Annotated in this window: 18 protein-coding genes; 7 read left to right on the top strand and 11 right to left on the bottom strand. The window is 67.5% G+C overall.

Going from position 1 to position 20,481, the window contains the following annotated elements; genetic code table 11:
* Positions 1 to 267 precede the first annotated feature (267 nt).
* Positions 268 to 1,440, top strand: coding sequence for a transcription termination factor Rho (rho, locus tag D7D52_RS22465; protein ID WP_120739362.1), 1,173 nt, complete (start codon positions 268 to 270; stop codon positions 1,438 to 1,440).
* Here rho and D7D52_RS22460 read toward each other — a convergent pair.
* Positions 1,427 to 2,212 carry an alpha/beta hydrolase gene (locus D7D52_RS22460; protein ID WP_120739360.1) on the bottom strand — a complete coding sequence of 262 codons (786 nt, stop codon included), beginning with the start codon at positions 2,210 to 2,212 and terminating at the stop codon, positions 1,427 to 1,429. The two genes, rho and D7D52_RS22460, sit on opposite strands and share 14 nt — an antisense overlap.
* Positions 2,213 to 2,221: 9 nt before the next feature.
* Entirely contained in the window at positions 2,222 to 3,547 is a 1,326-nt protein-coding gene (locus D7D52_RS22455; RefSeq protein WP_120739357.1) for an MFS transporter, read from the bottom strand.
* Positions 3,548 to 3,650: 103 nt separating this feature from the next.
* Here D7D52_RS22455 and D7D52_RS22450 point away from each other — a divergent pair, with 103 nt between their 5' ends.
* Positions 3,651 to 5,444 (top strand): HNH endonuclease signature motif containing protein, encoded by a 1,794-nt coding sequence (locus tag D7D52_RS22450; RefSeq protein WP_120739355.1) that lies wholly within the window; start codon positions 3,651 to 3,653, stop codon positions 5,442 to 5,444.
* Positions 5,445 to 5,874: 430 nt separating this feature from the next.
* Here D7D52_RS22450 and pheT read toward each other — a convergent pair whose 3' ends face one another.
* Positions 5,875 to 8,376 (bottom strand): phenylalanine--tRNA ligase subunit beta, encoded by a 2,502-nt coding sequence (pheT, locus tag D7D52_RS22445; RefSeq protein ID WP_120739353.1) that lies wholly within the window; start codon positions 8,374 to 8,376, stop codon positions 5,875 to 5,877.
* A 32-nt stretch (positions 8,377 to 8,408) separates the two neighbouring features.
* Entirely contained in the window at positions 8,409 to 9,467 is a 1,059-nt protein-coding gene (pheS, locus tag D7D52_RS22440) for a phenylalanine--tRNA ligase subunit alpha (RefSeq protein WP_120739351.1), read from the bottom strand.
* A gap of 150 nt (positions 9,468 to 9,617) precedes the next feature.
* On the opposite strand from pheS, the gene lipB reads away from it, so the two are divergent.
* A complete protein-coding gene (lipB, locus tag D7D52_RS22435; RefSeq protein ID WP_120739349.1) occupies positions 9,618 to 10,298 on the top strand; it encodes a lipoyl(octanoyl) transferase LipB in 681 nt (226 codons plus the stop codon).
* Here lipB and D7D52_RS22430 read toward each other — a convergent pair.
* Entirely contained in the window at positions 10,226 to 10,726 is a 501-nt protein-coding gene (locus D7D52_RS22430) for a DoxX family protein (protein WP_120739347.1), read from the bottom strand. The two genes, lipB and D7D52_RS22430, sit on opposite strands and share 73 nt — an antisense overlap.
* A gap of 16 nt (positions 10,727 to 10,742) precedes the next feature.
* Positions 10,743 to 12,194, bottom strand: coding sequence for an MFS transporter (locus D7D52_RS22425; RefSeq protein ID WP_120739345.1), 1,452 nt, complete (start codon positions 12,192 to 12,194; stop codon positions 10,743 to 10,745).
* A 102-nt stretch (positions 12,195 to 12,296) separates the two neighbouring features.
* Here D7D52_RS22425 and D7D52_RS22420 point away from each other — a divergent pair, with 102 nt between their 5' ends.
* A complete protein-coding gene (locus D7D52_RS22420) occupies positions 12,297 to 12,869 on the top strand; it encodes a TetR/AcrR family transcriptional regulator (protein ID WP_120739343.1) in 573 nt (190 codons plus the stop codon).
* Between the two features lie 3 nt (positions 12,870 to 12,872).
* Here D7D52_RS22420 and D7D52_RS22415 read toward each other — a convergent pair whose 3' ends face one another.
* From D7D52_RS22415 to infC, 5 genes are all read right to left on the bottom strand, one after another.
* Positions 12,873 to 14,387, bottom strand: coding sequence for an APC family permease (locus tag D7D52_RS22415; protein WP_120739341.1), 1,515 nt, complete (start codon positions 14,385 to 14,387; stop codon positions 12,873 to 12,875).
* Positions 14,388 to 14,454: 67 nt separating this feature from the next.
* Positions 14,455 to 15,258, bottom strand: a complete 804-nt coding sequence (locus D7D52_RS22410; RefSeq protein WP_120739339.1) for a TrmH family RNA methyltransferase — start codon at positions 15,256 to 15,258, stop codon at positions 14,455 to 14,457.
* Between the two features lie 98 nt (positions 15,259 to 15,356).
* On the bottom strand, positions 15,357 to 15,737 hold the full coding sequence (gene rplT / locus D7D52_RS22405) for a 50S ribosomal protein L20 (protein ID WP_040807291.1): 381 nt from the start codon (positions 15,735 to 15,737) through the stop codon (positions 15,357 to 15,359).
* A 93-nt stretch (positions 15,738 to 15,830) separates the two neighbouring features.
* Positions 15,831 to 16,025 carry a 50S ribosomal protein L35 gene (rpmI, locus tag D7D52_RS22400; RefSeq protein ID WP_040856904.1) on the bottom strand — a complete coding sequence of 65 codons (195 nt, stop codon included), beginning with the start codon at positions 16,023 to 16,025 and terminating at the stop codon, positions 15,831 to 15,833.
* Between the two features lie 65 nt (positions 16,026 to 16,090).
* Complete coding sequence (infC, locus tag D7D52_RS22395) at positions 16,091 to 16,810, bottom strand: translation initiation factor IF-3 (protein WP_120744362.1); 720 nt, start codon at positions 16,808 to 16,810, stop codon at positions 16,091 to 16,093.
* Between the two features lie 355 nt (positions 16,811 to 17,165).
* On the opposite strand from infC, the gene D7D52_RS22390 reads away from it, so the two are divergent.
* The 3 genes from D7D52_RS22390 to D7D52_RS22380 all read left to right on the top strand — a co-directional run bounded on the left by D7D52_RS22390 (position 17,166) and on the right by D7D52_RS22380 (position 20,425).
* Positions 17,166 to 17,537, top strand: coding sequence for a DUF1844 domain-containing protein (locus D7D52_RS22390; protein ID WP_120744361.1), 372 nt, complete (start codon positions 17,166 to 17,168; stop codon positions 17,535 to 17,537).
* Between the two features lie 362 nt (positions 17,538 to 17,899).
* Complete coding sequence (locus D7D52_RS22385; protein WP_162958479.1) at positions 17,900 to 18,733, top strand: LppX_LprAFG lipoprotein; 834 nt, start codon at positions 17,900 to 17,902, stop codon at positions 18,731 to 18,733.
* 210 nt (positions 18,734 to 18,943) lie between these two features.
* Positions 18,944 to 20,425, top strand: a complete 1,482-nt coding sequence (locus D7D52_RS22380) for a fatty acid desaturase (RefSeq protein WP_120739337.1) — start codon at positions 18,944 to 18,946, stop codon at positions 20,423 to 20,425.
* Positions 20,426 to 20,481 lie beyond the last annotated feature (56 nt).

Below are 20,481 nucleotides of genomic sequence, written 5' to 3'. Positions count from 1 at the left end.
CGGGGCATTGCGCGGGGATCGAGGAGGGCGTACGGTGAGGGCGTCGCAATCCTGTGGATGTAGGTAGACACCGAGTCCCCGCCACACGATTTCTTCCCTCCTCCGAGTTCGATCCCGGCAGCGCTGTATCGATCGCCGTACGGCGAGATCAGGCTCCGAGCCACTCGGATTCACCGGCGGTTCCTGCCGCCTTCGGCCGTATCAGGCCACGCCGAACATTCACTCCCGGTGCACAAGTCACCAGATCCTCTCGAAGGAGAACACCTCATGACCACCATCGATCCCACGCCGCGCGTCACCCGAACCGACCCGGCCCGAGAACTCGAACACATCGAAACCCTTTCCCCCGCAACGGGACTCCTGGATCTGCACGGCCAGACGGGAGTGCTGCGGACCAGCGGCTACCTGTCCGGGCCCGACGACATCCACGTCCCGGCCCGATTGATCCGCAACCACGACCTGCGCCGCGGTGACCTGCTCACCGGCCTGGCGCAGCCGAATGCCAAGGGCGGCAAGCACGCTCCCCTGGTGCGGGTCGACACCGTCAACGGCCATCCGGTCGCCGAGCTGCCGAAGCGCCCGCGCTTCCAGGACCTGACCACCATCCATCCCGACGAGCGGTTGCGGCTGGAGACCACGCCGAACCAGCTCACCACCCGCGTCACCGATCTGATCATGCCGATCGGCAAGGGGCAGCGCGCCCTGGTCGTCGCACCGCCCAAGGCGGGCAAAACCTCTGTGCTGCGAGCAATCGCGCACGGCATCGCGGCCAATCACCCGGAGACGCACCTCATGCTGGTGCTGGTCGGCGAACGACCCGAGGAGGTCACCGACCTCTCGCGCGGTGTTCCCGCCGAGGTCGTCGCCGCCACCTTCGATCACTCGCCGGCCGAGCAGACCGCGCTGGCCGAACTCGCCATCGAACGCGCGCAGCGTCTCGCCGAGGAGGGTCGCGATGTCGTCGTGCTGCTCGACTCGCTCACCCGGCTGGCCCGCGCCTACAACATGACCGGCCACGCCTCGGGCCGAATCCTTTCCGGCGGACTCGATTCCAGCGCGTTGCTGCCGCCGAAGCGGTTCCTGGGCGCGGCCCGCAATCTCGAGGGCGGGGGCTCGCTGACGATCATCGCGACGGCGCTCGTCGAAACCGGCTCGCTCGCCGACACCGTCATCTTCGAGGAGTACAAGGGCACCGGCAACGCGGAGCTGAAACTGGATCGCGAACTGGCGTCGCGGCACGTCTTCCCCGCCGTCGACATCGCCAAATCCAGCACCCGCCGCGACGAGTTGCTGTTCGATCCCGCCGAACGGCTGGCGGTTGACCGGCTCCGCCGCACCCTGGCCGGACTGGATGATCAGCGCGCCCTGGACCTGCTGCTGGACGGACTGCGCAAGACCGGCAGCAATGCGGAGTTCCTGGCCAACATCATCCGGAAGTGAGGCGCTTGGGCGGCAGCACACCCGCCGCCCACGTCGCCACCGTCTCCGCCCAGCCGGGGAAACCGATGAGGTCGTTGTGCATGCCGCCGGGATAGATCACCAGCTGTTTGGGTTCCGGTGCGGCCGCGAACAATTCCCGGCCCATGCGCACGGGCAGCAGCTCGTCGCGATCACCGTGCATGATCAGCACCGGGCAGCGGAGTCGTTTGATCCGCTGCGAATTCGGATAAGCGTTGGGCACGAACGCTTTCGGCAGGAACGGGTACACCGCGACGGCGGCGTCCCGCAGGCCCGTGAACGTCGACATGAGCAGCAGGGCGGCGGGCGGGAAGGCGGTCGCCAGCTCGAGCATCACTCCCCCGCCCAGCGACTTGCCCAGATACACCACCCGGTTCGGATCCACTCCCGGCCGTGCGAGCAATGCCTCCCGCGCCGCGCGAACGTCCCGGTAGGTGCCCTGCTCGCTGGTGCGGCCGGTACTGCGCCCGTAACCGCGGTAGTCGAAGGCCAGCACATCGAACCCGACCGCCGCGAGCATGGCCAGCATGGGCGAGCGATCACCGAGGTTTCCGCCGTTCCCGTGCGCGAACAGCATGTGCCCCAAGGGTTCTCCGTTCGCGGGCACGAACCACGCGTTGAGGGTCTCCCCGTCCGAGGTGGTCAACGACAGGTCCTCGTACGAGGCCCCGAACATCTCGGGTGTGGCCACGACCCGGCGATCGCCCGGCTGATAGGTCAGCGCGTTCAGAATCGGATCCGCCGGATGCCACATACCCCTTTCTTACCCCACCCGCTCGCCGATCCCGCGCCGCAGGGCCAAAGCGCCCAGCGCCGCACCCACCATGCACGCCCCGACCACCCACAATCCCGCCTTCTGCGTCCCGGTCCAGTCCCGCAGCCAGCCGGTCACATAGGGCGCGGCGAACCCGCTGACATTGCCGATCGAATTGATCAGGGCGATACCGCCCGCGGCGGCGGCACCCGACAGGAAAGTGCTCGGCAGCGCCCAGAAGGTCGGCAGGGCCGCCAGCACACCGACCGCGCAGACGGTGACCGCGACCATGGCGCTGAACGGATTACCCAGATAGAGGGTCACCGGAATGGCCAGGCCGCCGACCAAGGCGGGCAAGGCCACATGCCACACCCGCTCCCCGGTGCGGTCACCGTGCCGGCTCCACCACACCATCACGACGGCGCCGATCACATAGGGGACGGCGTTGATCAGGCCGCGCTGAATCACCGAATAGTGCGTGCCGTATTGCTGCTGGAAACCGTTGATGATGGTCGGGAGAAAGAAGCCGAGAGCGTAGAGGCCGTAGACGATTCCCGCGTAGACCAGTGCCAGGCCGAGAATCCGGGGATGAGTCAACGACTTTCGCACGGTCCAGTGATGACCGGCCGTGCGCCGCTCGTCCTCGGCGGCGAGTTCCGCTGTGAGCCACTCTCGTTCCGTGGGCTCCAGCCAGGTCGCGCGCTCCGGGCGGTCGGTCAGATAGAACCAGGTGACCACTGCCAGCAGCAGCGAGGGAATACCCTCCACGAGGAACATGAACCGCCAGCCGCTGAGGCCGAAAACACCGTCACCCCATTGCAATACGAGGCTGGACAGGGTTGCGCCGAGGGCAGTGGAGATCGGCACGGCCGTCATGAAGAGGGCGACGACGCGTGCGCGCTGACGCTGCGGGAACCAGTAGGTGAGATAGAGCAGGATGCCCGGAAAGAACCCCGCCTCCGCCACGCCGAGCAGAAAACGCAGCACGATGAGGGTCGCGCCATTCGGCACAAATGCCATCGCCGACGCGATCACGCCCCAGGTCACCAGGATTCGAGCGATCCAACGGCGCGCGCCGAAGCGATGCAGTGCCAGGTTACTGGGGACTTCCAAGACCAGATAGCCGAGGAAGAAGATCCCGGACGCGAACCCGAATGCGGTCTCACTGAGGCTCAGATCGGACTTCATGCCGTTGGGGCCGGCGAAACCGATATTCACTCGGTCCAGGTAGTTGACGAAGTACAGCAGGGCCAGGAATGGGACTAGGCGGGTGGTTACTTTGCGCTGGGTTGTGCGCGGGATATCTACGGGGTGCACTTGGGCATTCTGCTTCATTGGCGAATGGAGCGAGGGTTGGAAACGCTGGATATTCTGAAAGTGGTTATATCACAACGGAATTCGGCTTCCAATGCAACCATTGGAGGCGTAGAATTAGGGTATGAATTCGATGGGGGTGACATTCGACAACTGCGGCATCGCCGAACTGGTGACCGCAGTAGAAACCCTCTCGACCACCCTCGCTCACGCCACCCTCACCCCGTTCGCGGATGCCGATGTGGTGGCGTTGATGCAGCAGTTGGAAACCTGCAAGCGCAAACTGTCGGCGCTGGATTCGAAGCTGATCATCGAAGCCTCGGATCGTTCGTTGCCGGAGGCCAGTGGTGCGGGCAAGTTGGTGCCGTTCCTGCGTCAAACCCTGGGCCTGTCCGCGCATGACGCCTCGGTGCGGGTGAAGATCACCCGCGAATGCGGCGAGTTCACCGAACCCAGCGGCCGCCCCCGCCCGGCGGCCTTGCCGGTGGCGGCGGAAGCCTTTGCGGCGGGCGCGCTCTCGCGTGACCACGTCCGCCACATTGTCGACATCATGACGCATTTGCCCGCCGACATCCCGGTCGAAACTCGTGTGGATGTGGAGCAGGTGCTGGTGGAACAGTCTTGTGAGGGTTTGTTCCCTGACGACCTGCCCAAGATCGGCCGCGAGATCCTCGCGCGTTTGGATCCGGATGGCACGGTGATCAATGATGCCGACCGCCGTCGCCGTCGCGGTTTGGTGATCGGTCGGCCGGGTGTGGATGGCATGTCGTGGGTGGAGGGCTGGATCACCCCGGAGTTGCGTGCGTGCTTGGATGCGGTGCTGGCGAAGTTCGCTCGCCCGGGCATGTGCAACGCCGACGATCCCGAAAGCCCTGGCGTCCCTGGTGCTTCCAGCGCTGCCCGCACTCCCGGCGCTGTCGTTGCGCCCGACTCCATCGCTGCGTCCGGTGCTGCTGTCTGCGGCCTGCCCGGTCCGGCTGTGGCCGGCGGTGTGGTCGCGGGTGGCGGTGTCGGTGCTGCGGACAGCGACGTTGTGAACACCGGCGCTGCGGCCACCAGTGTGGTGACCGCCGGGGTTGCCACCCACGGCGTGGTGGCCGAAGGCGTTGCCGCCCACGGTTTCACCGCCCAGGGTCCTGCCGGACAGGGTGTTGCCGCCCAAGGCCGGTCCGCCCAGGACGTTGCCGCCACAGGTGGTGGCGAGGCCCGTCCCGCCACTGGCGCGGTCGCCGACTCCGCCGTGCTGGAAGCCGCCGCGCGGCGTGACCGGCGCGATGCCGGGCAACGCAACCACGACGCCCTGCTCGCCCTGCTGCAGGCCGGGGTCGACATGAACAAGCTCGGCAGCCATCGCGGACTGCCCGTCCAGATCACATTGACCATGAGCCTGGCCGACCTCGAGCGCGGTGCCGGGATCGCGACCACCGCCACCGGCGGCCACATCTCCATCAACGAAGCGTTGAAGATGGCCGCCGGCAGCAAGCCGGTGCTGGCCGTGCTCGACGGGGATGGGATTCCGCTGTACCTGGGGCGTAGCCGCGAACGGCTCGCCACCCCCGGACAACGGCTGGCGTTGATCGCCCGCGACAAAGGCTGCACCCATCCCGACTGCGACGCACCAGCAGCGATGTGCGCCGCCCACCACGTCGTCGATTGGGCCAAAGGCGGGCCCACCGACCTGAACAACCTGGCGTTGGTGTGCGATCACCACCACGCCCTGGTCAACGACAGCGAGTACGGGTGGGCCACCGTCATGATGGGTAAGGATTCTGCGCATCGCGGGCGGGTCGGCTGGATCGCGCCAGCGGTGATCGATCCGTCGCGCACGCCTCGGGTGAACGAGAAACATCACGCCGGGCAGCGGGTCGCCACTAGCATCGCCGCACGCTGCCACCAGCGGGGCCCACAAGCCGCATGAACCCCGGGCCGCTCATCCCCCTCGGGCGTGCGCAAGGCAAACAGAAAAGTGTGGTGGCGTCGCCTGCCCTGCCGGACCGGGGCTGACGCCCAGTCGAGAGCCGCAGCCAGCCGATTCCGGCCCACGGACTGCACGCATCACCTTCTCGAGACAACCCCACCAACCGCATCCCGCGAAGCCCCTCACACCCGAGGACTTCCACCAAAGCGCAAGCGCTGCACGTTCTTTGACAACTCCACAGAGACAGATCCACGGCCCGGTGGGCGAGTGCGCTGGTAGGTGAGCGAGGTTGGCGGGTGAGTGTGCTGGGAAGTGCGAGCTGTTCCCGGTGTGCGCTGGTGGGTGAGGGGCCTCGCAGGCTCGGCCACCCTCTCTCCCTCCTCCAGGCGTCTTTTATCTTTTCTTCTTTGGGTTTTCGTCTTTTGGGTTTTCAGCCGCGCAGAACGGCCCCCACCGCCTCTGCGGCGTTCGCCACGGCGGCGTCCCGAGCCGCACTTGCCTCGTCCTCGGTAAGCGTCCGATCGGAGGCACGGAAGCGGAGGGCATAGGTCAGGGACTTCCGGCCCTCACCGGCCTGTGCGCCCTCGTATACGTCGAACAGCGAGATCTTTTCGAGCAACTCGCCCGCCCCGGCAACCAGAGCGGATTCCACCGACGCCGCCGGAACCGCCTTGTCGACACTCACCGACACATCCTGCAACACCGCCGGGAACGCGGAAACCACAGGCGTAGGCCGGATTTCACGAAGCGGCAGCGCATCCAGATCCAGCTCGACAGCGCAGGTGCGCGGCGGCAGGCCCGAACGCTCGAGGACCGCGGGGTGCAGTTCACCGGCGTGGCCGACGATCGCACCGTCCACCACGAGCTCGGCGCAACGACCGGGATGCCACGGAAGGTACTGTGCGGCACGGCGTTCGATCGCCACACCGGCGGCGTCGGCGATCGCATCCACCAGCGCGAACGCGTCGCTCGCCTCGACGGCCCGGCCCGAACCCCACGGCCCGCGCGGCTCGCGACGCCCGGTGAGCACCGCACCGATCTGAATCGGCTGCTGCGGCAACGACTTCAGCAGCACGCCGATCTCGTCCTCGGTGGGACGGCGATCGACGGGCAGCGGCTGCACCGCCGTCGTCTCGGCGGTCGGCAGGGTGACCTGGCCGATTCCGTAGATCGCGAGGTCGCGTTCACCGCGAGAGATGTTGCGGGCGGCGATCTCCAGCAGACCCGGCAGCAGGGTGGAGGACAGTTCGGCGCGCTCGACGTCGAGCGGGTTGAGCACGCGCAGGGTCTTGCGGCGCGTGTCGTCCGCGTCCAGGCCCCAGGTGTCGAAGACGCCGCCGGGCATGAAGACCGGCGCGGGCACCTCGACGCAACCCTCGAACGCCAGCGCCTTGCTCACCGCACGCCGGCGACGCTGCTCGGCGGTCAGGCCGCGACCGGCGGGCGCGGTGGGCAGCACCGACGGGATCTGGTCCAGGCCCTCCAGGCGCAGCACCTCCTCCACCAGGTCGGCGGGCTGGGTGAGGTCGGGTCGCCAGCTCGGCGGGGTGACGATCAGCTGGCCGTGCCCGGTCTCGCTGACCCCCACCTCGATGGAGCAACCCACCTGCTGCAGGCGACGGGTCGCCGCGCCGGGCGCGTAATGCACGCCGGCGGTGCGGTCGGCCAGGTCGATGTCCATGGTGATCGGCGCCGCGGCGGGGGTCGGCACGCGGACGTCGGTCAGGACGGATTCGACTGTGCCACCGGCGATCTCGGCCAGCAGGGTGGCGGCGCGGTCGAGGGCGGCCAGGTTGACCTCCGGGTCGACGACGCGTTCGAAGCGGCGGCTGGCCTCCGAGGACAGTTTGTGGCGGCGCACCGTGCGGGCGATGGCGACCGGGTTCCAGGTGGCGGCCTCGAGCAGAATGTCGGTCGAGGTGTCCGACACCTCGGTGCTCGCGCCGCCCATGGTGCCGGCCAGCGAGATGACGCCGGAACCGTCGGCGATCACCACATCCTCGGCGTCGAGAGTGCGCTCCACCTCGTCGAGGGTGCGCAGGGTTTCGCCCTTGTGCGCGCGGCGCACCACGAAACCGCCCTGCACCTTGGCCGCATCGAAGGCGTGCAGCGGCTGGCCCAGTTCGAGCATCACGTAGTTGGTGACGTCGACCGCCGGGGAGATCGGGCGCACACCCGACAGCAGCAGCCGACGCTGCAACCACCACGGGCTCACGGCCTTCGGATCGATCCCGGTCACCTTGCGCACCGCGAAACGCGTGCACAGCGACTCGGGCTCGATCTTCACCGGCCAGGCTTCCGCCTCGTCGTCGGGCAGCAGCCGCACCGCCGGATCGCTGTACTCCAGGTCGAAGCCACATGCCAGCTCACGGGCCAGGCCGCGCGCCGAGAAGGCGTAGCCGCGGTCGGGGGTGATGGCCAGCTCGATCACCGTATCGCCCAGGCCCAGCAGCTCGTTGGCGTCCGCGCCCGGCTCGGCGGTACCCGGCTCGAGCACCAGGATGCCGCTGTGGTCCTTGCCGATGCCCAGCTCGGCGACCGAGCAGATCATGCCATTGCTGGTGTGGCCGTAAGTCTTTCGTGAGGTGATCTTGAAGCCGCCGGGCAGCACGCCACCCGGCAGCACCACGACCACCAGATCACCGACGGCGAAATTCCGTGCGCCGCAGACGATCTCCTGCAACTCCGGATTGCCGACGTCGACCTTGCAGAAGCGGATCGGCTTCTTGAACTCGGTCAGCTCCGTGATCTCGGCGACGCGACCCACCACCAGCGGGTGCTCGATGTCGCCGGTCACCGGCTCCAGCGGGTCGACCTCTTCGACTTCCAGACCGACCCGGACGAACCCCGCGTCGAGCTCCTCCGGCGTCACCGACCACCCGGGAGTGGTCCGCTGCAGGATGTCCGTCAGCCAGGACTGCGCTACTCGCACTTGACGTTTCGCTTCCTCGTATCGGGGTCAGGTCAGGACTGGATGCCGAACGGCAACGTGAACCGCACATCGCCCTCGACGATGTCGCGCATGTCCGGCAAGCCGTTGCGGAACTGCAGGGTCCGCTCCAGACCCATGCCGAACGCGAAACCGCTGTACACCTCGGGGTCGATCCCGCTGGCGATCAACACCTTCGGGTTCACCATGCCGCAGCCGCCCCACTCGACCCAGCCGGGGCCGCCCTTCTTGTCCTCGAACCACACGTCCACCTCCGCGGACGGCTCGGTGAAGGGGAAGAAGCTGGGCCGCATGCGCGTGGTGGTGTTCGGGCCGAACAGCGCCCGCGCGAACGCGTCCAGGGTGCCCTTGAGGTGCGCCATGGTCAGGCCCTTGTCGACGGCCAGGCCCTCGACCTGCGAGAACACCGGAGTGTGGGTGGCGTCGAGCTCATCGGTGCGGAACGTCCGCCCCGGGCACACCACATAGATCGGCAGTTCGCGAGACAGCATGGAGCGCACCTGAACCGGCGAGGTGTGCGTGCGCAGCACCTGCCGCGAACCCTCCGGCGCGATATGGAAGGTGTCCTGCATGGTGCGAGCCGGATGATCCGGCAGGAAGTTCAGGGCGTCGAAGTTGAAATGCTCCGTCTCGACCTCGGGGCCCTCGGCGACCTCCCAGCCCATGGCCACGAACACGTCCGCGACCCGCTCCGACAGCACCGAGATCGGATGCCGCGCGCCCTGCGCGTGCCGGCGGGCGGGCAAGGTCACGTCGATGGTCTCGGCGACCAGCACCGCCGCGTCCCGCTCGGCCAGCAGTTCGGCCTGGCGCGTCTCGAACGCGCTCGACACCCGGCCGCGCGCCACGTTGACGCGCTTGCCGGCCTCGGCCTTCTCCTCCTTGGGCAGGCTGCCCAGCGAACGCTGCGCCATCGAGATCGGCGACTTGCCGCCCATGTACTCGGTCTTGGCGGTCGCCAGCTCGTCCAGGGTGGCGGCCGAGGCGAACGCCTTCTCCGCGGCTTCCGCGGCAGCGGAGAGCGACTCCTCGCTCAACGCAGCGTTCTGCTCGGCACTGTTGTCATCGGCCACGATGGTTCGTCACTCCCCAGGCTGGTTACGGGTCGGGCGGAATTACCTCCCCATTCTTGCTGGTCGCATCGTAAACCTTGCAATCAGGCCACCTCACCCGAATTTCCCCTGCTCGCGGCGGGCACACCCGGGGCTGGTACCAATGAATCCATGACGTCGCGCCCGCTGCTGTTGATCGACGACACCGATCGGCTCACCGAGTACTCGGCGGCCATGGACCGCATGCAGACCCTGTGGCAGGAGCGCGTCGACGACCAGCGCCCCGACACCCTGTGGCTGCTCACCCACGAGCAGACCTACACCATCGGCCGCCGCACCCCCGAGGCGCATCTCCCCGCTCCCGAGACCGGCATCCCCGTGTTCACCACCAATCGCGGCGGTCAACTCACGTATCACGCACCCGGCCAGCTCGTCGGCTACCTCATCGCCCGCCTGCAGCCCGGCGAGGGCGTCGTGGATCTGATCCGCGATGTCGAACACCGAATCGTCGCGGCGCTGGCCGAATTGGGCATTCCCGCCGAACGCCGCGACACTCCACCGGGTTCGGAGCTGCTGACCGGTGTCTGGACCCGCGACACCGGCCGCAAGATCACCTCCATCGGCATGCGAGTCGGCCGCAATGTCTCCACTCACGGTTTCGCCCTCAACGTCACAGGCGACCTCAGCCCCTGGAAGCTGGCGGTCGCCTGCGGTATGCCGGATGTGGATATGACGTCTGTCGAGCGCGAACTCGGAAACCGGCCCGCGCCCTCGATGGCTCAGGTCGCCGCCACCGTCGCCCGCGTCTTCGAGGCCACGCCCAGCGCCGCGAACAACGCCACCGCGATGTAGACCAGCTGCTCCGGAACCCGGAACCACAGCGGGGTGGCCGGATCGCCGTGGAAGGAGATGTGATCCACGGCCGCATGGATGTTCGCGGGCAACAGCAGAACGAACATCAAAGCCAGCGCGAGCCCGGCCGGACGGCGGAACCGCTCGAGCACCAGACCGAGCGCACCCAGGTACTCGAGCACCCCGGTCGCGTACACCGTGAAATCGGGGAAGGGGATGAACGACGGGACCATGGCGGTCAGATCGTCATGGTTGGGAATGGCGGTGACCGAGGCGGGCGCGAAATGCGCCGCACCGGTCATCAGGAGCATGAAGGCCAGCCCGTGGGCGGCGCACACCTGCCAGGTGGCGAAGCGGGCGACGCCCAGGACGCCCAGCACGCGCAGCGCCACGGTGGGAACGGCCAGGAGCAAGAGGGTGATGAACATGTCGCGCTCCGAGACGTCAGTGGGCGAGAACGGTTGCGCCGGAACCTGATTCGGCCACCGCGCGACGGCCGGGCAACAGCACCGCCACGAGGGCGCCGACCGCGACGATCACCGCGCCGACCGCGATCGCCGGAATCAGCCCGTCCACATAGTGCTGCGGGCTCACATACGACCCGTGCGAGGCGAAGATCGACGCCAGCACCGCCACGCCCATCGCGACGCCGACCTCACGGATGGTGTTGTTCGTGCCGGAGGCCATGCCCTGATCGGCCGCCGAGGCACTGGCCATCACGGCGGTGGCGATGGGCGCGAAGGTCAATCCCATGCCGACTCCGGCGAGAACGAACGGCGGCACCATCGTGGCGTAGGCGGTATCGACACCGGAGACGAGCGCCATCCATCCGAGCGCGATGGCCAGCAGCACCTGACCGGTCCCGATGAGCACCCGCGGCCCCACACGATCCACGACCAGACCGGCCAGCGGCGCGACCACCATCGGCGCCATGGTCCACGGCAGGGTGCGGACGCCGGAGGCCAGCGGCGAATACCCCTGCACCACCTGGAAATACTGCGCCAGCAGGAAGATCGAGCCGAACACGCCGACCGAGAAGGTGAACGCCACCACGTTCACGGCGTAGCCGCGACGGGCGAACAGCCGCAGCGGCAGCATCGGATCCGCCGCCCGGCGCTCCCACAGCACGAAGGCGGCCAGCAGAATCGCGCCGCCGAGCAAACCGGTCAGCACCTTGGCCGAGGTCCAGCCGTCGTCCGCGCCGTGCACGACGCCCCACACCACCGCGAGCACGCCACCCGCCGACAACAGCAGGCCCAGCACATCCAATTTCCGTGCGCCACCGAAGGATTCGTTCAGCACCCGCGCCGCCAGCGGCACCGCGACAATGCCGAACGGCACGTTCAGCCAGAAGATCCACTGCCAGTTCAGCCCGTCGACCACCGCGCCGCCGACGACCGGCCCGAGCGCGACGCCGAGTCCGGCGATGCCGCCCCAGATACCGATTGCCGCGCTGCGCATCTTCTCCGGCACCGCCCCCGACAGCAGCGTCAGCGACAGTGGCATGACGGCCGCACCGCCGAAGCCCTGCGCCGCGCGGGCCGCGATCAGCATCCAGGGTTCGGTGGCCAGCGCGCAGGCGGCCGAGCCGAGGGTGAACAGCGTGATGCCGAACAGGAATACGCGCCGACGGCCGAGCCGGTCACCGAGCGCGGCCGCGGTGAGCAGCATCGAGGCGAACGACAGCGTGTAGGCGTTGACGAACCATTGCAGATCCGACAGCGAGGCGTGCAGTTCGGTGCGGATGACCGGCAGGGCCATGGTCACGACGAGGTTGTCGAGGGTGGCCATGAACATCGGGATGCCGACCGCGGCCAGCACCAGGCCCAGCGGCCGTTGCCGCGCCGCGGTCACGAGTTTGTTGGGGAGAGCGGAGGTTCGAAGTATTTCAGTCATGACCAATCCTTGTTGTTATCGACTGATAACTAGAGAGTATGCATCGACTGATAACATGTCAATGGGAGCTAGGATTCCGATCGACAAGGAGGGCGCACACCCATGACCCGCACCCGGATGACAGCGAGCGAGCGCAGCGCGGAAGTCCTCGCCGCCGCCACCACCGCATTCGCCGAATCCGGTTACGCCGCAACCAAAACCGATGACATCGCGCGCCGCGCCGGGGTCTCGCAGCCCTATGTGATCCGGCTGTTCGGCACCAAGCAGCAGCTGTTTCTGGCCGTGCTGGACCAGGTCTGCGGGCGCATCGAGGAACTCTTCCGCGCCGGCGCCACCCAGGCCGCGCCCGACGACTCCCCCAAGGATCGCCTGGACGCCCTCGGCACCCACTTCGGCGAGCACTTCCTCACCGAATCCGCGCTGCCCCGGGTCTTCCTGCAGGGCATCGCGGCGGCCGGCGAACCGGCCATCGGCGCGAACATCCGCGAGCACTTCGGGCAGCTCTACAACCTCGCCAAGGAACTCACCGGGGCGACGCCCTCCGAGGTCCGGCGCTTCTTCGCCACCGGCATGCTGCTCATGGATCTGACTGCGCTGGGCGTCACCGAGGGCGACGCCGCGGCCCCGCCCTGGGCCACCGAGATCCTCACCAACCTGGGCGAGGAAGGCATCTGAAACTCAGGCGCGGACCGATTCGCCGGGCTCCGAGGCCGCGTCGGCCTCGATGATGCCCTCGGTCGGCGCGGGCAGCCGGCGCGCCAGCACCCCGCCGCGGAAGAACGCCGGCATACGGCGCGCCAGCGTCAGATAGATGGGGATGCCGATCAGCAGCGTGCCCACACCCAGCACGAACACCGCGCTGAACCACGAGGTCACCGCCGTCCAGCCCGCCGCGAACAGCAGCGCCAGCCCGCCCAGCGTCGGCAGGATGCCCTTGATCACGAGCGTCCTTGGGCTACCGGCGAATTCGTGCCGGTACAGCCACGCGCAGCTGAGCCCGGTCAGCCCGTAGTACAGGCCGATGGAGATGCCGATGGCCGTCACCGCCTCGGCGATCAGGCGGCCGCCCGAGGCGAAGTTCAACCCCACGTACAGCGCCGCCGAGACCCCGCCGAACACCCAGGTCGAGAACACCGGCGTCCGGAAGCGCGGATCGATGCGCCCGAACGCGGCGGGCAGCGCGTGATGCAGCGCCATCGAATAGGTGGTGCGCGCGGTCGGCAGGATCGTGGTCTGGGTGGAGGCCGCGGCCGAGGTCAGCACCATGCCGAACAGCAGATACACCGCGGCGGTCCCGATCCAGCTGTCGCCGAACACCGCCCGGCCCAGCGCGCCCAGCACATCGTCGACATGATCCGGATTGGCCAGCCCCAGACCGTCTTTGCCGGTACCCGCGTACGCCTGCGCGGCCACGGTCACCAGCAGATACAACGCCACCAGCGTGATGGTGGACAGCACCGCGGACCGTCCCGGCGTGTGCCGCGGATCCACCGTCTCCTGGTTCACCGAGACCGCGGAATCCCAGCCCCAGTAGATGAACACCATCAGCAGCAGCGCGGTCACGAAGTCCGAGAACGTCCCGATGGCGAACGGGTCGAACCACTCCCAGCTCGGCAGGCGCGAACCCGCGGGACCGTGCCCGAGCGCCACCCGCCCCAGCGCCACCGCCGAGAACACCACCAGCATGCCGAATTCCACGCTCAACAGCACCGACTGCAGACGCGCCGACACGTCGATGCCGCGCACCGCGACCACGGTCATGACCAGCAGGTAGGCAATCCCGAGCAACAGCACCCAGACGCTGGTCGCGTCCGCGCCGATCCCGTGCGCGCCGACCAGGTGGAAGGTGTACTGCGAGCTGATCTGTGCCAGGCTCGCCATCACCAGCAGATCCGACACCACGATGGCCCACCCGGCCATCCACCCGGTGAACGGCCCGAACGCCCGCGTCGCCCACACGAACGTGGTTCCCGGATCCGGTTCCACCGCATTGAGATCCCGGTATCCGATGGCCACCAGCAGCATCGGCACGAACGCCAGCAGCACGATGATCGGCGACTGCGCCCCGACGGCCACCACGACCAGTCCGAGCGTGGCGGTGATGCTGTACGCCGGTCCCGCCGACGCCACCCCGATCACGACACTCGAGACCAGGGAGAGCGCACCGGACCGCAGAGTGCTGGGCGATGTCACGCGCCCAGACTACGGGCAACCGCGCAGCACACCGAATCGCGAGGAGCGCCGGGCGCCACCCCGCCGGCTATCGCGCGTGTTGGACGCGCGCGCTCGCGTAGAGGCAGATCGCCGCCGCGGCAGCCAGATTCAGGCTCTCGGCCCGACCGTGGATGGGAATGCGGACGCGGTGGGTGGCGCGGGCGGCGACGGCCTTGTCCAGGCCGTGCGCCTCGTTGCCGAACAGCCAGGCGACCGGGCCGCCCAGAATCTGGTCGGCGTCGTCGAGGTCGACCTCGCCCTTGGCGGTGGTGGCGAGGATCGCGATGCCCGCCGCGTCCAGCGCGTCCAGGGTCGCGTCGATGTCGCGGGAGCGCGCCACCGGCACGTGGAAAAGGCTTCCGGCGCAGGCGCGTACGCATTTGCCGTTGTGCGGATCGACCGAGTCGCCGGCCAGCACGACCCCGTCGGCCCCGACCGCGTCGGCCACGCGGATGAGCGTGCCCGCATTGCCCGGATCGGCGATTTCGACGGGCACGGCGAGCATGCGCGGCGCGGCGTCGAGCACCTCGCTTAGCGGCACGTCCACCTGGCGGCACACCGCGATCAGCCCCGGCGGCGTCACCGTCTCCCCCAGCATCTCCGCCGCCCGATCGCTGACCAGCGTGGTCCGCACGCCCTGCGCCGCCGCGCCGGCGACCAGCGCGTGCTCGCGCTCCGCCGCCTTGGAGGAGTAGAACAGCTCTTCGATTCGGTCCGTATCCAGCGCGGCCGCAACCGAATTCGCGCCCTCGGCCAGGAACAGACCGGTCTTGCGCCGCACCGGGCTGCGATGCAGTTTGACCGCCGACACGATCCGGGGGTTACGCCAGTCGATCGAATCAGCGCTCATGACCACCTGTTCCTCGAAAATGCCGAACGACCCGCGGGTAGTGCTCGGTGAGCACGTCCACGGGTCGTTTCGAGTATTGCTTTGTCACGCAGGCCGAATCAGGCGGCCGGGGCGTTGACGTCGGCCGGCAGCGCGGCCTTGGCGGCGGCGACCAGCTGGGCGAAGGCCTCGGCGTCGGAGACCGCGAGCTCGGCCAGGATCTTGCGGTCCACCTCGATGCCGGCGGCCTTGAGGCCCTGCATGAAGCGGTTGTAGGTCATGTCGTTCAGACGCGCGGCGGCGTTGATACGAGTGATCCACAGCTGACGGAAGTCACCCTTCCGCGCCCGGCGGTCCCGGTAGGCGTAGGTGAGCGAGTGCAGCTGCTGTTCCTTGGCCTTGCGGTACAGGCGCGACCGCTGACCGCGGTAGCCCTTGGAGGCCTCGAGCACGGAACGGCGCTTCTTCTGAGCGTTGACGGCCCTTTTGACGCGTGCCACTTGTCAGTCCTTGATCGTTGGGGGCGCGGGGTTCTCGCGGAACCCGGTCTCTGCGCCCGAGGTTGGTGTCGGTTCAGGCCGGCTCAGCCGGAATTACTTGGCGAGCAGCTTCTTGACGCGAGCGACGTCCGCCTTCGCGACGACCTCCACGCCGTCCAGACGACGAGTCCGGGTGGACGGCTTGTGCTCGAGCAGGTGGCGACGGTTCGCCTGCTGACGCAGCAGCTTGCCGCTGCCCGACACCTTGAATCGCTTCGAGGCGCCGCTGTGGCTCTTCATCTTCGGCATGGATTTCCTCTATCTGTGTCGTACCGGAGACAGGGGTGTCCCCCCGTCGCCGGTGCTTGTCGTTATTACTGCTGCGGGGTGGCCGCCGAGGCGTCGGTGACCGGTGCTTCGGCCGGAGCCGCGGCAGCCTCGGTGACCGGAGTCTCGGCCGGAGCCGCCGCGGGCGCGCTGCTGCGCTGCTGCGACGTGCTCGCGTCGTTCTGAGCCTTCACCCGCGTCTTCGCACCCTTGTGGGGCGCGAGGACCATGGTCATGTTCCGGCCGTCCTGCTTGGCCGAAGTTTCGACGAAACCGAGGTCGGCGACGTCGGCGGCCAATCGCTGCAGGAGCCGGAAGCCGAGTTCCGGACGCGACTGCTCGCGACCGCGGAACATGATGGTGACCTTGACCTTCGACCCCGCCTCGAGGAAGCGCATCACATGTCCGCGCTTGGTCGCGTAGTCGTGGTCATCGATCTTCGGACGGAGCTTCTGCTCCTTGATCACGGTCTGGACCTGGTTCTTCCGGGACTCACGCGCCTTCTGCGCGGTCTCGTACTTGAACTTGCCGTAGTCCATGATCTTGCACACCGGCGGGCGTGCGTCCGGCGCGACCTCGACCAGGTCGAGGTCAGCTTCCTGAGCGACGCGTAGTGCATCTTCAACACGCACGATCCCAACCTGCTCGCCGCCGGGTCCGATGAGTCGGACCTCGGGAACGCGGATGCGATCGTTGATGCGGGTCTCAGTGCTGATGGGGCCTCCTAGGTCAAGCGGTTCGTCAACGACCGCAAGCAATAACTGCAACCCCAATTTCAACACGAAAGCCCCGTGTTGGTATTTCACCACCACGGGGCCCGAGTCGACCGATCTTCGACGCGAACAGCTCGCATCGCACCGCACGCAGGACGAACCCACGCGCAGAACCCATCACGCAAATGATGGGCGACCGGACCGTCGAACCTTGCTCGATCCCAGAGGAACCGCTGGTTGACGGTGGGAGTCGGGCTCCACTTGATGCCCCGTGTCGGTTGCAGTAACCAGTCCGGGACGGTCGTCGCGGAAGAGTCTAACACTCATAGCCGCAGGCTCCGAATCGGCGGCCCCCGCGACCAGCGGCGACCCGGCCGATGCCATGCTCTAAGCCATGAGCGAGGCAACCATGAACGACGATTCGACCCTGGTCGAGGACGCTGCTCTCATCGATGGTGAGGTCGTCCGCGAGCTTGCCGACATTCCCGCCGTCGAGGTGATCAGCCGCGCCGCCGTCATGCTGATGAGCTCCGCCGCCGAGAAACTCGGCCTGGGCGAGGCAGATCCGTCGGCTTCCCCGCACCTCGACCTCGACGAGGCGCGCCGCGTCATCACCGCGCTCGCCGGTCTCGTCACCGCGTCGCTCGAGTACCTGGGCCCGCACGCCGGCCCCATCCGCGATGGCCTGCAGTCCCTGCAGCGCGCCTTCCGCGAAGCCTCCGCCTTCCCCGACGCCCCCGGCGCGGGCCCGGGCGAGAAGTACACCGGCCCGGTCTACTGATCGGCGGTTCCCGGGGGGTGACCAAAAGCCCCTAGGGCACTTGGGTATTGACTGTCGGGGGGCTGTGCCATGCTTCGGGCCATGGCGCGGATATTGCTGGTTCCGATTTCGGCTCGGGGCGTGGGTGTGGGGCGAGGCGGTCCGGCGCTGTTAACGCGCGGCGTCACCCGCGACATGTTCGGTTGCAGGGTGATCGCTTGCGCCGCTGGATGATCAAAATTCTTGGCGACACGAACGCGGTGCTGGTTGGATGCCGGAGTATCGCTTCGTTCGGCGCGGCCACGGGCGATGTCCTGCATACTACGACGGGCAGCGGCAAGGCTGTCCTACTACGAGATCGAACGGAACTTCGGGGGTTGTACATGAACGAAGTCATTTCCCACGGTAAACGCATGTCCGCGCGCCGTTTTCGGCGTGGCGTCGTGCCGCTGATGGTCGCGGCCGCCGCGGCCGCCGCCCTGGTGACGGGCTGCTCCTCGTCCTCCAAGGACGACAGCAAGGCCACCACCTCGCAGGCGGCCCCGCCGTCGCAGTTGCCCGACGGTGCGCAGATCGTCGCCGAATCCGCCAAGACCACTCAGACCCTGCAGTCCGTGCACGCCGACCTCGCGGTCAGCAACATCCCGGGCCTGCCGTTCGAGAGCATCAAGGCCGACATCACCAATCAGCCGCAGGGCGCGGGTCAGGCCATCGGCGAGGCCAAGGTGAAGGTCAAGCCGGAGGACGCCGACTTCACCGACACCAAGTTCCTGGTCGTCGACAAGACCCTCTACACCGGTGACGGCAGCAAGTACGCCAAGGTCGGTCCGGCCGAGAAGATCTACGATCCGGGCGTCATCCTGGACAAGGACAAGGGCCTGGCCAATGCCATCGGGCAGGTCAAGGACGCCAAGGCGGTCGACCGCGAGAAGGTCGACGGCATCGACGTCGTGAAGGTGACCGGCACCATCGACGCCTCGGTCATCGACCCCATCGTCCCGCAGATCGGCAAGGACGGCGGCACGTTCCCGATCACCCTGTACATCAAGGATGTCGCGCCGCCGAGCGGCACCGGCACCACGCTGCCGTCCACGGCCGCCTCGCCGGGCACCGGCCCGAACCTGGTGCGCGCCATCGTGACCAAGGACGCCGGCAATGTCACCGTGACCCTGTCCGATTGGGCCAAGCCGGTGCATGTCACCAAGCCCGGTGGCTAACAGCGGGTTTCACCCTGTGATGTGAGTTCGGAGCCGGTTCGGGGAGATCGCAACGGCGGCAACGGCTGTCGTCCGCCACCCCCGGACCGGCTTTGGCGTTTCGGCACCTATGTCCGATCGCTACAAGAGATTGTTCAGTGAAATGCAAGGCGCGGCAGCGACGATTTCCTCTGAAAGCTCAACCGTCGTGCCTGCGTGTGGAGGGATGCAATGACGATCGAACAGCCGGCAGCTGAGGCGGTCGAAAACCAAGAACCCCAGGACGAGTTCCGCCGCCCACCGCTCGACGGCCCGCCCCCGATCTCCAACGTCTGGGTCTACAACGGCAAAGCCTACGACCTCAGCGACTGGATTTCCAAGCATCCGGGCGGCGAGTTCTTCATCGGGCGCACCAAGAACCGCGACATCACCTCGATCGTCGGTTCGTACCACAAGAATCCGGAAGCCATCGGCAAGATCCTCAAGAAGTACTCGCTGGATCGCGACGCGCTGCCGGAGGACATCCACCCCAAGGCCAACGCTCCCGCCTTCCTGTTCAACGAGGGCTTCGACAGCTGGCGCGACACCCCGAAGTTCAGCTTCGACAACAAGGACGACCTGCTGCACAAGGTCAAGGCGCGTCTGAAGGAACCCGAGCTGGCCGCGCGCATCCGCCGCATGGACACCTACTTCAACATCGTGGTGGCGCTGCTGGCGATCGCGTACTTCGCGGTGCAGGGGCTGCGGCTGTTCGAGCGCAGCTGGATGCCGTTGCCGGTGTTCGTGATCGCCATGGTGCTGCTGCGCAGCGGCCTGGCCGGTTTCGGGCACTACGCCATCCACCGGGCCCAGAAGGGCATGAACAAGATCTACACGAACGCCTTCGACTTCAATTACGTCGCACTGGCTTTCGTGACCGCCGACGGCCACGCGCTGCTGCACCACCCGCACACCCAGAGTGAAGTCGACATCAAGAAGAACGTCTTCACCATGATGATGCGCATCCCGCGGCTGTACCGGGTGCCGGTGCACACCCTGCACAAGTTCGGCCACACCGTGACCGGCATGCTGATGCGCCTGCTCGATGTCTGCCGCCTCACCCGCAAGGTGGGCATCAAGGACATGTACGGCACCTGGGGCGGGGCGCTGCCGCACTTCATCGGGTCCTTCGGCGTGCGGTTCCTGCTGCTGGGCGAGATGATCGCGTTCATCGTCGCCGGCGACTTCTGGGCCTGGGCACTGCAATTCGTGCTCACCCTGTGGATCTCGACCTTCCTGGTAGTGGCCAGCCACGACTTCGAGGTCGAGACCGAGGAGCTCGAGCACAACTCCGAGGACTGGGGCGTCGATCAGATCCAGCAGGCCTACGACCTGAAGGTGGTCGGCAACCGCTACGTCGACTGCTTCCTGTCGGCGGGGCTGAGCTCGCATCGGGTGCATCACGTACTCCCCTACCAGCGCAGCGGTTTCGCGAACATCGCGACCGAGGACGTGCTGCGCGAGGAGTCCGCCAAGTTCGGGGTGGAATGGCTGCCGGCCAAGAGCTTCTTCACCGACCGCTTCCCGAAGCAGATTCGCACCTACATTCTCGCGCCGTCCGACGACGCGGTGGAACGCAAGTGGGGGTTCGTGAAGGAGCACTTCTCACCGCTTGCCCTGAAGACCTGCGCCGTCTACACCGTGCAGGGCTTCACCGGAATCGGAACGGTCTGAACCGATTCCACGAGCCGCGGTGCGTTCGAAACATGCGCCGACCGCACCGCGGGTCG

This window comes from Nocardia yunnanensis (assembly GCF_003626895.1).
In the GTDB taxonomy this organism is placed as follows: Bacteria; Actinomycetota; Actinomycetes; order Mycobacteriales; family Mycobacteriaceae; genus Nocardia; species Nocardia yunnanensis.
The sequence above is the reverse complement of the archived record's forward strand: the minus strand, read 5'-3'. Positions and strand labels throughout refer to the sequence as shown.